11 protein-coding genes are annotated in these 14,356 nt (G+C 68.0%); 9 read left to right on the top strand and 2 right to left on the bottom strand.

The window, feature by feature from the left end:
- Positions 1-9 precede the first annotated feature (9 nt).
- From ACU6XJ_RS02590 to ACU6XJ_RS02575, 4 genes are all read left to right on the top strand, one after another.
- The gene (locus tag ACU6XJ_RS02590) at positions 10-1,695 is read left to right on the top strand and encodes an NAD(P)/FAD-dependent oxidoreductase (protein WP_476306474.1); all 1,686 of its coding nucleotides are present in this window, start codon (positions 10-12) and stop codon (positions 1,693-1,695) included.
- 33 nt (positions 1,696-1,728) lie between these two features.
- Positions 1,729-2,982, top strand: a complete 1,254-nt coding sequence (locus ACU6XJ_RS02585) for a cytochrome P450 (RefSeq protein WP_476306471.1) — start codon at positions 1,729-1,731, stop codon at positions 2,980-2,982.
- Between the two features lie 10 nt (positions 2,983-2,992).
- Complete coding sequence (locus ACU6XJ_RS02580) at positions 2,993-3,403, top strand: SCP2 sterol-binding domain-containing protein (RefSeq protein WP_476306468.1); 411 nt, start codon at positions 2,993-2,995, stop codon at positions 3,401-3,403.
- Between the two features lie 124 nt (positions 3,404-3,527).
- Entirely contained in the window at positions 3,528-5,156 is a 1,629-nt protein-coding gene (locus tag ACU6XJ_RS02575) for an FAD-dependent monooxygenase (protein ID WP_476306465.1), read from the top strand.
- Positions 5,157-5,197: 41 nt separating this feature from the next.
- On the opposite strand, the gene ACU6XJ_RS02570 is transcribed toward ACU6XJ_RS02575, so the two are convergent.
- Positions 5,198-5,695, bottom strand: a complete 498-nt coding sequence (locus ACU6XJ_RS02570) for a flavin reductase family protein (protein ID WP_476306462.1) — start codon at positions 5,693-5,695, stop codon at positions 5,198-5,200.
- Positions 5,696-5,861: 166 nt separating this feature from the next.
- Here ACU6XJ_RS02570 and ACU6XJ_RS02565 point away from each other — a divergent pair, with 166 nt between their 5' ends.
- The 5 genes from ACU6XJ_RS02565 (at position 5,862) to ccrA (ending at position 11,407) form a co-directional block, all read left to right on the top strand.
- The gene (locus ACU6XJ_RS02565) at positions 5,862-6,539 is read left to right on the top strand and encodes a TetR/AcrR family transcriptional regulator (RefSeq protein ID WP_476306459.1); all 678 of its coding nucleotides are present in this window, start codon (positions 5,862-5,864) and stop codon (positions 6,537-6,539) included.
- Positions 6,540-6,552: 13 nt separating this feature from the next.
- Positions 6,553-7,557: an ABC transporter ATP-binding protein gene (locus tag ACU6XJ_RS02560; protein ID WP_476306457.1), complete on the top strand. Its 1,005-nt coding sequence runs from the start codon at positions 6,553-6,555 to the stop codon at positions 7,555-7,557.
- A 30-nt stretch (positions 7,558-7,587) separates the two neighbouring features.
- Positions 7,588-8,715 (top strand): ABC transporter permease, encoded by a 1,128-nt coding sequence (locus tag ACU6XJ_RS02555; protein ID WP_476306454.1) that lies wholly within the window; start codon positions 7,588-7,590, stop codon positions 8,713-8,715.
- A gap of 28 nt (positions 8,716-8,743) precedes the next feature.
- On the top strand, positions 8,744-9,850 hold the full coding sequence (locus ACU6XJ_RS02550) for an ABC transporter permease (protein WP_476306451.1): 1,107 nt from the start codon (positions 8,744-8,746) through the stop codon (positions 9,848-9,850).
- Positions 9,851-10,054: 204 nt separating this feature from the next.
- Positions 10,055-11,407 carry a crotonyl-CoA carboxylase/reductase gene (gene ccrA, locus ACU6XJ_RS02545; protein WP_476306448.1) on the top strand — a complete coding sequence of 451 codons (1,353 nt, stop codon included), beginning with the start codon at positions 10,055-10,057 and terminating at the stop codon, positions 11,405-11,407.
- Between the two features lie 60 nt (positions 11,408-11,467).
- Here the strand turns inward: ccrA and ACU6XJ_RS02540 are convergent, their stop codons facing one another.
- Positions 11,468-14,224, bottom strand: a complete 2,757-nt coding sequence (locus ACU6XJ_RS02540; protein WP_476313774.1) for an AMP-binding protein — start codon at positions 14,222-14,224, stop codon at positions 11,468-11,470.
- Positions 14,225-14,356: the final 132 nt, after the last annotated feature.

The following is a 14,356-nucleotide window of genomic DNA, read 5'->3' as shown; positions in this document are numbered from 1 at the left end:
GGAGAACTCATGGCAACCAAGAGCAGGAAGCAGCCACCCGCCGGCCCGAAGGCAGCACCCGAATACGACGTGATCATCCTCGGCGCCGGGATCGCGGGCTCCATGCTCGGCGCGATCCTCGCCCGGCACGGGGCGAAGACGCTGCTCGTCGACGCGGGCTCGCACCCGAAGTTCGCGGTGGGGGAGTCGATGATCCCCTACACGCTGCTGACGCTGCGCTCGGTGGCGATGCGCTACGACGTCCCGGAGATCGCCACGTTGTCCTCCTTCGACGCGTGCACCAAGAACATCAACCACAGCTTCGGCTGGAAGAAGAACTTCGGCTTCATCCGGCACGAGCCCGGCCAGGAGCCGAACTGGTGGGAGGCCACCCAGTTCAACACGCCCGGCGTGTTCAACAAGACCGGCCACCTGTTCCGCCAGGACACCGACTACCACCTGTTCAACATCGCCGTCCGCTACGGGGCCGAGCCCAAGCTGGGCTACCTCGTCACCGAGGTCGACATCGACGACGACGGCGTCATGGTGCGCGGGCAGGACGGCACCGAGCACACCGCCCGCTTCCTGGTGGACGCCAGCGGTTTCCGCTCGCCGCTGGCCGAGAAGCTCAAGCTGCGCGAGCAGCCGACCCGGCTCAACCACCACTCCCGGTCGATCTTCAGCCACATGATCGGCGTCAAGCCCAGCGACGAGGTGTTCTGGCACTCGCCCGAGCAGCGCCCGCCGGTGCGCTGGCACGACGGCACCATGCACCACCTGTTCGACCGCGGCTGGTTCTGGGTGATCCCGTTCGACAACAACCCGCACTCGGCCAACCCGCTGTGCAGCGTCGGCGTCACGATGGACGAGCGGAAGTACCCCAAGCCGGAGAACATGACGCCCGAGGAGGAGTTCTGGTCCTGGGTGGAGAAGTTCCCCGCCCTGCGCCGCCAGTTCGCCGACGCCCGCTCGGTGCGGGAATGGGTCGGCACAGGTCGCCTCCAGTACTCCTCGACCGCGTCGGTCGGCGCGCGGTGGTGCCTGATGTCGCACGCCGCCGGGTTCATCGACCCGCTCTTCTCCCGCGGCATCTCCAACACCGCCGAGGTCATCAACGTCCTGAGCTGGCGGCTGCTGGAGGCCCTGCGGGACGACGAGTTCACCCCGGAGCGCTTCGAGTACGTCGAAAAGCTCGAGCAGGGCCTGCTGGACTACAACGACGCGGTGGTCAACAGCGCGTTCATCTCCTTCGACCACTACCCGCTGTGGAGCGCGGTGTTCCGCATCTGGGCCTACGGCTCGGTGGTCGGCGCGAACCGGTTGCAGCGGGCCATGACCGCGTTCAAGCGGACCGGCAGCGACGCCCCGCTGAAGGCGCTGGAGAACCCGCCGAACGTCGGCCTGTGGTGGCCCGACCACGACGGGTACAAGCGGGTGTTCGACCTGATGGTGCAGCAGACCGCGGCCGTCGAGGCGGGCACCGTCACCCCGCAGCAGGCCTCCGACACCCTGTTCGCCGAGCTGAAGACCGCGGACTGGATTCCGCCGGTCGGGTTCGCCGACATCGACCACCGCTTCCTGCGCCCCACCAGCAAGACCCTGGCCAGGATGTTCTCCTGGGCCGCGCTCCAGGCACCGAAGCAGATGCGCGGGCTGTTCCTCGGCCAGGCCGAGGAGGTCGTCCGGTCCCTCGCGGCGGGCCGCAAACCCTTCTGACCAGCCTCTCAACACACGAAGGCGTGATCAAACATGACGGTGCAGGAACTCGCCCCGATCGCTGGTGACGCGCACGCCGCCGACGCCGCGTTCGCCAGCATCCTGTTCTCCCCGGAGGGCAACCAGAACCCGTACCCCTTCTACCACACGCTCCGCGAGGCCAGCCCCGTTCACCACAGCACCCTCGGCATGTGGGTGCTGACCCGGTACGACGACGTGCTGTCCACGCTGCGCAACAAGTCGATCGGCAAGAACGTCGAGGCGTTCATGCAGGGCCGCTTCGGCGGCGACTGGTGGTCGCACGCCGCGCTGCGCCGGATGGGCACCTCCCTGCTGTGGGCGAACCCGCCCATGCACACCAGGCTGCGCAGGCTGGTCAACCAGAGCTTCACCGCGGCGATGGTGGCCAAGCAGCGGGAACGCATCGGCCGCATCCTCGACGACCTGCTCGCCCCGATCGCCGAGAAGGGCGGCGGGGACATCGTCAACGAGGTCTGCTACCCGCTGCCGCTGTCGGTGGTCGCCTCGCTGCTGGGCATGCCGTTGGAGGACGCGCCGCTGATGCGCGACCCGATGCGGAACTTCCAGCGCACCTTCGAACTCGGTCTCACCGCGCAGGAACTGCACGCCGCCGACGTCGGCGCGCAGTTCTCCGACGACTACTTCGCGGAGATGCTCGAGCGCAAGCGCCGGGAGCCCGGCGACGACCTGGTGTCCGCGTTGATCGAGGTTTCGGACTCCGACGGGGACGCGCTCAGCCACGTCGAACTCATCGGTGTCTGCAATATGATCATCGGCGCCGGATTCGAGACCACCACGCATATGCTCGGCAACGGCGTGCGCGCGCTGGCCTCGAATCCGGGGGAAATGGCCAAGCTCCGGGCGAATCCCGACCTGCTGGACGGGGCCATCGACGAGGTGCTGCGGTTCGACGCCCCCGTCCAGATCGCCCCCCGGATGCTCGGCGAGCCGCACGTCATCGGCGGGGTGGAGATCCCGGCGCCCGCCCAGCTCATCCTGGTGATCGGCGCCGCCAACCACGACCCGGCGCATTTCACCGACCCCGACGCATTCCGCATCGACCGCAACGAGTCCCCGTCCATTTCCTTTGGTGCCGGTATTCACACCTGCCTCGGCTGGCGGCTCGCGAAATTGCAGGCGGAGATTTTCTACACCACCCTGCTGAAGCGGTTCTCGCGTATCGAGTTGGCCGCCGAACCGGCATACCGGCCGCGGCTGACGCTGCGCGGGGTGGAGTCGTTGGAAATCAGCGTGACCACAGCATGAGGAGCGTGCCGTGACAGATCTCAAGACCGCCCGAAAGGTCCGTTTCCTCAGCGAGGACTACTTCGCCGTGCTCCGCGAGCGCGCCCAGGAGCTCCCCGAGATCGAGCGGGCCAACGTCGACGTCCAATACGCCGTCACCGAGGCGCCCGGCGTCACCCTGTTGTACTACTTGAGGATCGCTCGAGGCCGGATCGTCGACGCCCGGCTGGGCACCACCCCGGCGCCGCAGCTGCGGATCGACGTCGACTACCGGGACCTGGTCCAGTTGAACACCGGAGAGCAGCACGCCGCGGCGGCGTTCATGAAGGGCATCATGCGGGTGACGGGGGACAAGGCCAAACTCCTCGAGCTCATGCTGACCCTGCAAACGGCCCGGTACCAGCAATTGATGAACGATCTGGGTGAGGATGTCGAATTCTGATCGTCGGTAATCATCGGGTACTGAAAAAAGGAACGATCACCTTGTGCCGGGCGGGGTATTTACCGCGCCGTTATTGGCGCTAGGGTGTCTTGTGGCATGCGAGCTCGAGTCCAGGAGCAATTCAATGGCCACGACGGAATCCGATGTGACACCCGAGGTGCTCATCGTGGGCGCCGGTCCGACCGGGCTGATGCTGGCGGCGGTGTTGAGCCGGTACGGCATCAGCCCCAGGCTGATCGACGCCCGCGATGGAGTCCCCAACGAGAGCAGGGCGCTCGCGGTCGCCGCGCGCACCCTGGAGGTCTTCGACGATCTCGGCCTGATCGACGAGGTGATCCCGCGGGGCACGCCGATCCGCGCGCTCACGCTGCACTACGAGCAGAAGACCACCGCCAGGATCAACATCGACACCGTGGAGTCGCAGTTCCCGATGGGGCTGTCGATCCCGCAGTTCGAGACCGAGGACGTCCTGGTGTCCCACGTCCGGCGCCAGGGCGTTGAGATCGAGTGGGGAGTGCGGCTGACCGGGCTCACCCAGCGGGTCGACCACGTCGAGGTGGAACTCGAGCACACCGACGGCAGGACCGAACAGGCCCGCGCGGCGTGGGTTGCGGGCTGTGATGGCGCGCATTCCACGGTGCGGCACGAGGCGGGCATCAAGCGGCACGGCGAGAACCTCAACCACACCTTCGTGCTGGCCGACTGCTCGGCCGACTGGGACCTCGACCACAACTCGCTGCACGGTTGGGTCAACCCGCACGGCGCGTTCGCGTTGATCCCCATGCCGCACAAGGACGGTTGGCGGGTGCTCGCCGACTACGACGGCGATCCCGGTGACAAGCCCGACCTCGCCCTGCTGTCCCGCCTGGTCCGCGAGCGCACCCCGCTGGACCCGCACCTGTTCGACCCGGTGTGGACCACGAAGTTCGCCAGCTGGCAGCGCCGCGCCGAGGTGTTCCGCCTGCGGCGGGTGCTCATCGCGGGCGACGCCGCCCACTCGCACAGCGCGATCGGCGGCCAGGGCATGAACACCGGCCTCCAGGACGCGTTCAACCTGGGCTGGAAGCTCGCGCTGGTGCTACGCGGCAAGGCAGGGGACGGGCTGCTGGACAGCTATTCGGCGGAGCGCACCAAGGTCGCCGACGGCGTCCTTCAGTTCACCGGCACCGCCACCAAGATGGTGACCTTCCGCGGCATCGTGCCCGCGGCGCTGCGCCAGCGCGTGGTCGCCTTGGCCAGCCACCTCGCGGGCGTGCAGTCCGCGGTCGCCAAGGGGCTGACCGAACTCGGCATCGACTACCGCACCAGCCCGCTGGTCGCCGACCGGTGGCACGACGCCGCCGACGAAACCGCGCTCGGCCAACCGATCCCGCGGGCGGGCGACCTCGCTCCGGACGGCTACCTGCACGACGGGCCGGACGTCCGCAGGCTGCGCGGGCTGCTCGCCGCGGGGGAGCACACGGCGCTGGTGTTCGCCCACTACCTCGACGACGCCGACGAGTTGACCGACCTGAGCGCCCGCGCGGCCGATGCGGTCGGCGAGTACGGCAGTGCGCGGGTCATCGTCCGCGGACCGCTCGCCAAGGCGCCCGCCGAGGTGCTGCTCGATCCCTCCGGAGCGCTGCACCGGCGCTACGGCGCGGAGGACAAGCCCGCCGTGTACGTCATCCGCCCGGACCACTACATCGCCTACCGCGAGGACCGGATCAACCTGCCCGCCGTCCGGTCCCACCTGCGCGGCCTGTTCCTCTGAAATCCACTGAACTCCACCGCTGCCGCGACCGGCCACCGGGATCAGGTGGCCGGGACCGGCTCCTCGCCGTGCAGCCGGGTGTAGCGGCCGGAGAAGAAGGTCAGGGGGCGGTGGCCCGCGCGCTGGATCTTGTGGTCCCGCACCCGGCCCAGCACGATCACGTGGGTACCGGCGTCGATCTGCTGCTCCAGCTCGCAGTCCAGGTAGGCGAGGGCGTCCACGAGCAGCGGGGCGCCGGTCTGCCCGCGGCGGAAGGCCAGGCCGTCGGTGCGGCTGTCGCTGGGCTTGGAGAACTGGCGGGACACCCACTCCTGCTGCTCGGACAGGATGTTCACGCCGAAGCAGCCGGAGGTCGCGAAGCTGTCGCGGACGCGGGAGCGGTTGTGCACGCAGAACAGCACCAGCGGCGGGTCGAGCGAGACCGAGGTGAACGAGTTCGCGGTGATGCCCACCGGCCCGGCCTGGCCCTCGGCGGTCACCACGACCACACCGGTGACGAACTGACCGAGCACGTCCCGCAGCTCTCGGGTGTCTGACATGGCTCCCCCTGTCGACCTTGGCGATCGCCATCCACCGTATGAGCTTCCGCCTCGCGGTACGTCCTTCTGACTGGTGACCTCGGCGGCACCCAGGGACGACCCTTCTCGTCACTTGGGACGATCCCAGGACTTGAAAAATAACTGAGCAATCATTAAATTAATCCGCGTGAGAGCGAAGCGGACACCGACGGAGCCCGCGGCGAAGCGCCGCCCCGGCCGACCCCGCCGGGACGAGCTGACGAACACCCGGGAACGTCTCCTGGAGGCGGCGTTGACGCTGTTCGCCAAGCAGGGGTTCGAGAAGACCTCGCTGCGTCAGATCGGGGCGGAGGTCGGCGTGCAGAACAGCGCCATCTACGCCCACTTCGCCAGCAAGCAGGAGATGTTCGACTCGCTGATGGTCGAGGCTGGCCTGCTGGACCTGTGCCTGCTGGGCTACCAGCCCGACACGCTGGCGCGGCAGGACCCGGCGATCGTGCTGCCGGAGATGGTCGACAAGATCATGGCCGCCTTCGACAAGCCGCGGGCGCGGATGTTCGCCAGCGTGATGATGCGCGAGGGCCTGTTCGGCGCGGCCACCGGCGGCCGGACGCTGGCCGAGTCCATCGCGGCCGTGCAGGCGCAACTGCATGAGCCCTTCCACGCGTGGGCGGAGGCGGGTCGGCTGCGGACGGACTTCGACTCGCCGCAGCTGGTGTGGGAACTGCTGGCCCCGCTGGCCAACGCGCGGTTCGTCTACCTGCACGCCGACGCCACCCCCGCCGACCGCAGGCTCGGCCTGGAGTTGGCGCGCGGCCACGCGAAGTTCTTCGTCACCTGCTGCGTTCTCGGCGAACAAGCCTGAACAGGAGAGGATCATGACAACCACCACGACCAGCGCCACCCCAGCGGGAGTGGGCACCGGCCTCGGCGACGGCCTGGCGATCAGCCTGGACAACGTCTGGGTCCGCTACGGCAAGGAACCCGACCAGTTCATCGCCATCCACGACCTGAGCCTGCGCATCGGCCGCGGGCAGGTGTTCTGCCTGCTGGGCCCCAACGGTTCCGGCAAGACCACCACCATCAACCTGATCAGCGGCCTGCTCTCGCCCACCGAGGGCGACATCCGCGTCTTCGGGCACACGCCCAGCAAGCACCGCACCCAGACGCTGAGCAAGATCGCCGTGGTGCCGCAGGAGACCAGCCTCTACGACAGTCTCAACGCCAGGGAGAACCTGCTCTTCCACGGCCACTACTACGGCGTGGACTCCCGCAAGCTGCCGAAGCTGGTCGACCACGTGATCGAACTGGTGCAGCTCACCGACCGGGCCAAGCACCGGGTCGGCACCTACTCCGGCGGCATGCAGCGCAGGCTCACCCTGGCCAGGGCCCTGCTCACCCAGCCGGAAGCCCTGCTGCTGGACGAGCCGACGCTCGGCGTCGACGTGCAGTCCCGGCGGGCCCTCTGGGACCGGGTGCGCGAGTTGGCCGACAGCGGCATCAGCGTGCTGCTGACGACCAACTACATGGAGGAGGCCGAGGAACTGGCCGACTACATCACGATCATCGACCACGGCCGCAAGGTCGTGGACGGCACGCTGCCGGAGCTCAAGGCCAAGGTCTCCCAGCAGCGGCTGCTGCTGCACTTCGACGACCCGACCGCCGCCGAGGAGGCGATCGCCAAGCTGCCGGACGCCTCGCATGCGGGCGGCTCGTCGACCACGGTCGAGGTCTTCCTCGGCAACCCCAAGGAGGCGATGACGGTGATCAGCGACCTGCGCGCGAGCGCGACGCTGAGCGACCGGCTGGAGGCCTTCGAGCTGTCCGAAGCGAACCTGCAGGACGTCTTCCTGCAGTTCACCGGCCGTGCGCTGCGCGACTAGACGCCCGCGCGGAAAGAGGGGGAGTTGCTCATGCTGACCGCAGTTCGCGCCCTGGTGTCCAAGGACCTGCTGGTGTCCAGGCGCAATCCGGTCTTCTTCGTCCTCGGCGTGCTGGTGCCGCTGTTGTTCGTGCTGCTGTACGCGTTCATCGTGCAGACCGCCACCACCGCGCCCCTCGGGTTCGCGATCGAGTCACAGGGCCCGAACACCGACCGGTTCATGTCGATCATCCGGGACATGCGCGGCGAGGACGGTGACGCCTGGGAGATCAGGACCACCGACCCCGCCGAGGCCCGCCGGATGTACGCCGAAGGCGAGACCGTTGGCCTCGTCGTCATCCCGGCCACCTTTGAGTCCGATGTGGACAACGGCCGCGCGAGCACCCAGGTCGTGGTGCAGAACATCAACTCGGACATCACCAAGAACCTCGGCCTGCGGATGCAGGACGCCATCGCGACCATGCAGCGCCAACTGGACCCCGCCCACGTGGTGAACATCCGGGAGGAGAACCGCTGGTTCACCGATATGAGCTTCACCCGGTACATGGGCGCCAGCCTGCTGATGTTCGCGGTGCTGTACGCGTCGATGGTGAACACCGGCAGCCTGATCGCGCGGGAGTGGGAGGACCGCACCGCCAAGGCACTGGTGCTCTCGCCGCGGGGCACCTGGCCGCTGGTGATCGGAAAGTGGGTGACCGCGTTCATCCAGACGCTGATCACCATGGTGCTGGTGGTACTCGCGCTCTGGCTCGCGCTGGGCTATCCGATCGGCAAGCTGGGGCCGGGCACCTGGGGACCGCTGGTGTTGTTCTTCGGCTACGGGTCCGCCCTCGGGGTGCTGCTCGGGGTCGCGTTGCGGCGCTCGCTGCCGCTGGTGCCGATCGCCGCGGTGCTCACGCTGATCCACTTCCTGGTGTTCGGCTTCGAGTCCTACATGCGGGGCTACGCACACGACGGGCTCGTGGAGTTCCTCTGGTGGTGCGCGAGGTTCTTCCCGGTGAGCGCCGCCATCGACCAGATCCGCTTCACCGTGGAGGGCCTGACGCCGTTCTACACGCAGCAGTACTACCTGCTCTGGCTGTCGCTGCTCATCGTGGCCCTGGTCGCCATCTCGATCAAGGTGCTGCGGAGCAAGCTCCGCTTCACCCAAGGCCAGTGACGGCACCGGGCAGAAGGAGACTTTCGACATGACTACGCTGCACGCGTTCCTCGCGGTGCACAGGCGGAACCTGATGCTGCTGCGCAGGCAGAAGGCCCTGCTCATCCAGGCCGCGATCGTTCCGGTGGCGATGCTGATCCTCGCCACGCTGGTCTACGGCGGGTTCGGCGACGCCTACGGCATCGGGCTGGTCAACCAGTCCACCAGCAAAGAAGCCCAGGCGCTCGAACACAAGATCCGCGACGCGCGCTCGGACATCACGCCGTGGTTCGACATCGTCGCCGACGACGAGAAGAAGGCGCAGGAGCTTGTCGACTGGGGCAGGCTCCAGATGGTGGTGACGATCCCGCCGGACTACGCCACCACGCACCAGGTCCATGTGCGCAACTACAACGTCAACTCCGACGCGGTGAAGAACACCGCGGGCAGGCTCCAGATGGTGCTGAACGGCACGGACGTGGCGGGCGCGCAGCTTCGGATCAGCAACGAGATGGTGGGCGCCCGCCAGCACGACGTTTGGCGGTCGGCGTTCCTCGGCGGATCGTCGGTGCTGCTGGCGCTGTTCTTCGGCGCGATGCTCATCGCCTCCAACCTGTTCCTGCTGGAACGGGAGAACTCCACCCGCAAGGAAATCCTGCTCACCCCGCTCAACCCGATCATCGCCGGGCTGGCCAACGTGTTCTCGGCGATCGTGGTGACAATCCTGTTGTCACTGTTGCCACTGGGGCTGTCGTATTGGATAGCCGAGTTCCACGTGGACTTCCTGCACGTGCTCGGCGTCTACGCGATCATGATCCCGGTCATGGTGGCCTGCGCGGGGATCGGCATCTTCGCGGGTCACTACCTGAAGTACTTCCGGGCCGCCCAGCCGATCATCACCCTCGGTTCCATGGTGACGTTCTTCGTCTGCGGCGGGTTCAACATGGTCGCCTATCTGCCGCCCGAGGCACGGGTGTTCAGCGAGTGGTGGCCGTTCTCCCGGATCTTCACCTGGCTCAACCCGTTCATGCACGGCTTCACCGGCTTCTCCGGCTGGCGGGTGTTCGCCGTGCTGACGGCCGCCGCGATCGGCATCGCGCTGATCGCACGGGCCTACCAGCTGGAACGCCGCAGCTCGGATTCCCGCAGCATGTAGACCATCCTCCCCCCTCAATGGGGCCCGCCAAGCCGCGGCTTGGCGGGCCCCGCCCTTGTCGTGCCCGCACTTGAGCGGTCGTCGAGTGATTGTCGAGAAAGGCGGAGCCGTCGGGCTGCTCCACTGGTGAGGCTGGGGGCCCGCGACGCTGCGCACACCCCGCGCGGTGCCCGTGCCGGAATCGCCTGGATGGGAGTTTGTTTCGTGACATCCGAACTGGTTGAGGTGCTGGAATCCGCCGAAGCGACAAGCGAGGACATCGCCTCGCTGCCCGTGCCGGAGCACTACCGGGCCGCGGTGCTGTTCAAGGACCAGCAGCACATGTTCGAGGGGATTCCCACCCGCGACCGCGAGCCGAGCAAGGCGCTGCACCTGCACGACGTGCCGACCCCCGAACCCGGCCCCGGCGAGGCGCTCGTCGCGGTGATGGCCAGCTCGATCAACTACAACACGGTGTGGAGCGCGTTGTTCTCACCGGTGCCCACCTTCGCCTTCCTGGAGCGCTACGCCCGCACCGGCGGCCTTGCCGCCCGGCACGACCAGCCCTGGCACGTGATCGGCTCCGACCTCGCGGGCGTGGTGCTGCGCACCGGTCCCGGCGTCCGCCGCTGGAAGCCGGGCGACCGGGTGGTCGCGCACTGCCTGTCGGTGGAGCTGGAGGACGCCGACGGGCACGGCGACACCATGCTCGACCCCGAGCAACGCATCTGGGGCTACGAGACCAACTACGGCGGCCTCGGCGAACTCGCGCTGGTCAAGGCCAACCAGCTGATGCCCAAGGCCGGGCACCTCAACTGGGAGGAGGCAGCCTCGCCAGGACTGGTGAATTCCACCGCCTACCGGCAGCTGGTGTCCTCCAACGGCGCGGCCATGAAGCAGGGCGACAACGTGTTGATCTGGGGCGCGGGCGGCGGCCTTGGCTCCTACGCCACCCAGCTGGCGCTGGCCGGCGGGGCGAACCCGATCTGCGTGGTGTCCAACGACCACAAGGCCGAGATCTGCCGGGAGATGGGCGCCGAGTCGATCATCAACCGCAGCGAGGAGAACTACCGGTTCTGGAAGGACGAGAACACCCAGGACCCGGCGGAGTGGAAGCGCTTCGGCAAGCGCATCCGCGAGCTGACCGGCGGGGAGGACGTGGACATCGTCTTCGAGCACCCCGGCCGCGAGACCTTCGGCGCCTCGGTGTTCGTCACCCGCCGCGGCGGGGTCATCACGACCTGCGCCTCCACCACCGGCTACCGCCACGAGTTCGACAACCGCTACCTCTGGATGTACCTCAAGCGCATCGTCGGCTCGCACTTCGCCAACTACCGGGAGGCGTGGGAGGCGAACCGGTTGATCGTGAAGGGCAAAATCCACCCCACGCTGTCCCAGTCCTTCCCGCTCGCCGAGGTGGGTCAGGCCGTGGACGAGGTTTATCGCAACCGCCACCACGGCAAGGTCGGCGTGCTGTGCCTGGCCCGCGGCGAGGGAGGCGGGGTGGACGACCCCGAGTTCCGCGCCAGGCACGAGTCCGCGATCAACCGCTTCCGCGGCACCTCGCCGCAGCAGTGACCTCGTTCTCCTGACGGTGACAGGCGGTGTGCTCGCACACCGCCTGTCCCGTGTGTCGACCTATCTGCCACCCAAGGCCCGGTGCAGTTCCCCGCGGAAGATCGCCTGGAACTCCGCGACGTGCTCCGGCCCCATCACCGTGTAGTGCTCGCCGGGGACCTCGAAGTAGCGGCCGGGTTCCCGGCTGAAGTCATCCCACTTGTGCACCTGGTCGAGCCAGGTGTCCCGGTCCCCGCCCAGCGGGGGAATGGCGTGGAAGACGCTGATGCCGCGGACATTCCCGCTCGGCTCGTAATGCCGTCCGATGCTCAGCAGGGACTGCGTCAGTTCGCTCCAGGCGGCGAACTTGGCGGTGTCCAGGTCGAGTTCGGCGAGCCGGTCCGGTTCGGCGAGGCTCATCAGGTAGTCGATTTGGTGCCTCTTGTCGGGAAGGCTGCCGCGGAGCTGCTTCGGCAGCTCGGCCACTTTCTCCGCCTCGATCAGCGAGAGCAGGAACGCCAGGTTCACCGCGCCCTCGATGAAATCCAGCTGCTCCATGCGTTGTTTGAAGTGCGGCGGCAGGTTGACGGCGCCGACGAAGTCGACGCGCTCGCCTTCGGATTCCAGCAGCTTCGCGATCTCGAAGGCGACCGCGACGCCGAAGGAATACCCGGCGATGGCGTATGGGCCCGTGGGCTGCTTCTTCCTGATGGCCGCGACGTAGCATTCGACCATTTCGCCGAAACTGGTGAAATACGGCTCGCCCTTGCCGAAACCACGCGCCCGCAGCGCGTAGAAGGGCCGTTCGTCGGTGAAGTACTTCGCCAGGTTCACGAAGACCAGCACCTCGCCCGAGCCGGGGTGGATGAAGAACAGCGGCGTCTTGTCCCCGGTGGACTGCAACGTGACCAGCGGGTCGTACACACCCGGCTGCTGCCCGGCACCCTCGGCCAGCCGCTCCGCGAGAGCCCGCACCGTGGGCGCCCGCAGAATCCAGCTGATCGGCAGGTCGGCCAGGTCCAGCCGCTGCTCCGCCTTCCGCTTGAGGCGCAACACATCCAGCGAGGTGCCACCCAGGTCGACGAAGCTCGCCGTCGCGCTCACCGACGCGGGGTCGACGTCGAAGATCTCGCCGTAGATCTCGGCGAGCGCGATCTCGGTGGCTCCCACCGGCTCGGCGTGGTCCTCGCGCCCGCGTTCGGCCAGTTCCCTGACCTGCTGCCGGACCTTGTCGAACTCGCCCGCCTCCAACCGCTTCCGCAGCACCGAGCGCTGGATTTTGCCGAGGCTGGTCTTGGGCACCGCGTCCCCGGTGAGCGGCAGTACCAGCGAGGCCCGGAATCCCCAGTGCCGCACGACGCATTCCTGGACGGTGGTGATCACCCGGTGCAGTTCGCGCTCGTCGTCCGATGAGACGGCGGGGACGAAGGTGACCACGAGGTGCTCGGTGTCGCTGCCCGGTTCCCTGGTGGGGAAGACGGCCACCGACGACTTCTCGATCCCGTCGAGCAGTCCCAGCACCGTTTCGAGGTCGTGGCTGAAGTAGTTGACCCCGTTGACGATGATGCTGTCCTTGCTGCGGCCCGCCAACGTGAGCCTGCCCGCCTCGTCCAGCTTGCCGAGGTCCCCGGTGCGGAACCAGCCGTCGGCGGTGAACGCCGCCGCGGTGGCGTTGTCGTCGTTGAAGTACCCCGGCGAGACCATGGGGCCGCGAAGCTGGAGTTCGCCGACCTCACCGGGAGGCAGCGGCGCGTCGGCGGGGTCGGTCACCCGAAGCCGCAGGTCACGCAGCGGCAGGCCGAGGGAGGCGAACTCCTGGCCCGCGTCGATGTCGGGGAAGTCGTGCGAATAGACGCTCCCGGCGCAGGTCTCGGTCATCCCGAACGCGGGCAGCAGGGCGCCGCGGGGGAGTCCGGAGGAGGCGAAGCGGTCCAGGAACGCCTCCGCTGTGGCGCGGACGACGGCCTCCCCGCCGGACACGATGTACTTCAGCGGCGAAAGGTCGAGCGCGTCCCCGCCGGTGGCCTGCCGGTTGATGTGCCCCAGCAGGAAGTTGGGGGTGAAGGTCATGGCCACCTGGTGCTTGTCGATCAGCTCCAGGAACCGCATCGGCTGCTCCAGGATGACCTCGGGCTCCACCTGGACCTGGGTGACGCCCGCGAACATCGGGAACAGGTGGCATTCCAGCAGCGCCGCGACGTGGTCGAAGGAGATCCAGTTCAGGGCGGTGTCCTCTGCCTCGAGCGGCTGGCGCTCGGCCTTCGCCGCCATCGACGCGAGCAGGTTGGCGTGGGTGAGCATCACCGCCTTGGAGTTGCCGGTCGAACCGGAGGTGAGCACCAGCACCGCGAGATCCTCGGCGGCCGCCTCGTGAACGACCTGGTCAGGTTCATCGAGGCGCACCTCGGGCAGGGACACCACGGTGCTGCCCGGCACCGTCGGCAGCTCCTCCCGCAGCCGAGCCGTCGTGATCAGCAGCGGGCCACCGAGCAGTTCGTTCACGTGGGCGAGCTGGGTCTTCCACCGGGCGGGGTCGCCGTGCACCGGGACCAGCGGGCAGGGCACAAGACCGCCGAGCACGCAGGCCCAGAAGGCCGGGATGAAGTCCGGCGGGCGCTCCAGCAGCAGCGCCACCGTGTCACCCGGCCGCAGCCCGCGGGCCCGCAGGCCCGCCAGGATTCGACCCGCCTCGTCCAGGAGTTCGGGGTAGGACTGGAAGGCGGCGTCGCCACCGGCCTCCGACTCGTACCACAGGCCGGAAGCGGAACGGGTGGCCGCGGCGCGCAGGAGAATGTGCGCCACGGTTCCCAGCTCCAAGCCCTGATCGTCTTTCACCATCGACACTGAAGACTCCTCCCGGAAGTCGAGAACGGATATCTCGCTTTTGCCTCAAATTGCGCTCGAATCGCACATAATGGGTGTGCTCGTGCCCAACAGGGTGGCGGCGCCTTTCCGGTGGAGTAAACCATG

It is taken from the genome of Actinorectispora metalli (assembly GCF_056323685.1).
Note: the sequence above shows the minus strand (reverse complement) of the source record. Positions and strands in the feature narration are given on the sequence as shown.

Excerpts from the sequence above, each read along its gene's own strand:
- ACU6XJ_RS02590 (WP_476306474.1), top strand. The coding sequence starts at position 10 with ATGGCAACCAAGAGCAGGAAGCAGCCACCCGCCGGCCCGAAGGCAGCA.
- ACU6XJ_RS02585 (WP_476306471.1), top strand. The coding sequence starts at position 1,729 with ATGACGGTGCAGGAACTCGCCCCGATCGCTGGTGACGCGCACGCCGCC.
- ACU6XJ_RS02575 (WP_476306465.1), top strand. The coding sequence starts at position 3,528 with ATGGCCACGACGGAATCCGATGTGACACCCGAGGTGCTCATCGTGGGC.
- ACU6XJ_RS02570 (WP_476306462.1), bottom strand. The coding sequence starts at position 5,695 with ATGTCAGACACCCGAGAGCTGCGGGACGTGCTCGGTCAGTTCGTCACC.
- ACU6XJ_RS02560 (WP_476306457.1), top strand. The coding sequence starts at position 6,553 with ATGACAACCACCACGACCAGCGCCACCCCAGCGGGAGTGGGCACCGGC.
- ACU6XJ_RS02555 (WP_476306454.1), top strand. The coding sequence starts at position 7,588 with ATGCTGACCGCAGTTCGCGCCCTGGTGTCCAAGGACCTGCTGGTGTCC.
- ACU6XJ_RS02550 (WP_476306451.1), top strand. The coding sequence starts at position 8,744 with ATGACTACGCTGCACGCGTTCCTCGCGGTGCACAGGCGGAACCTGATG.
- ACU6XJ_RS02540 (WP_476313774.1), bottom strand. The coding sequence starts at position 14,224 with ATGGTGAAAGACGATCAGGGCTTGGAGCTGGGAACCGTGGCGCACATT.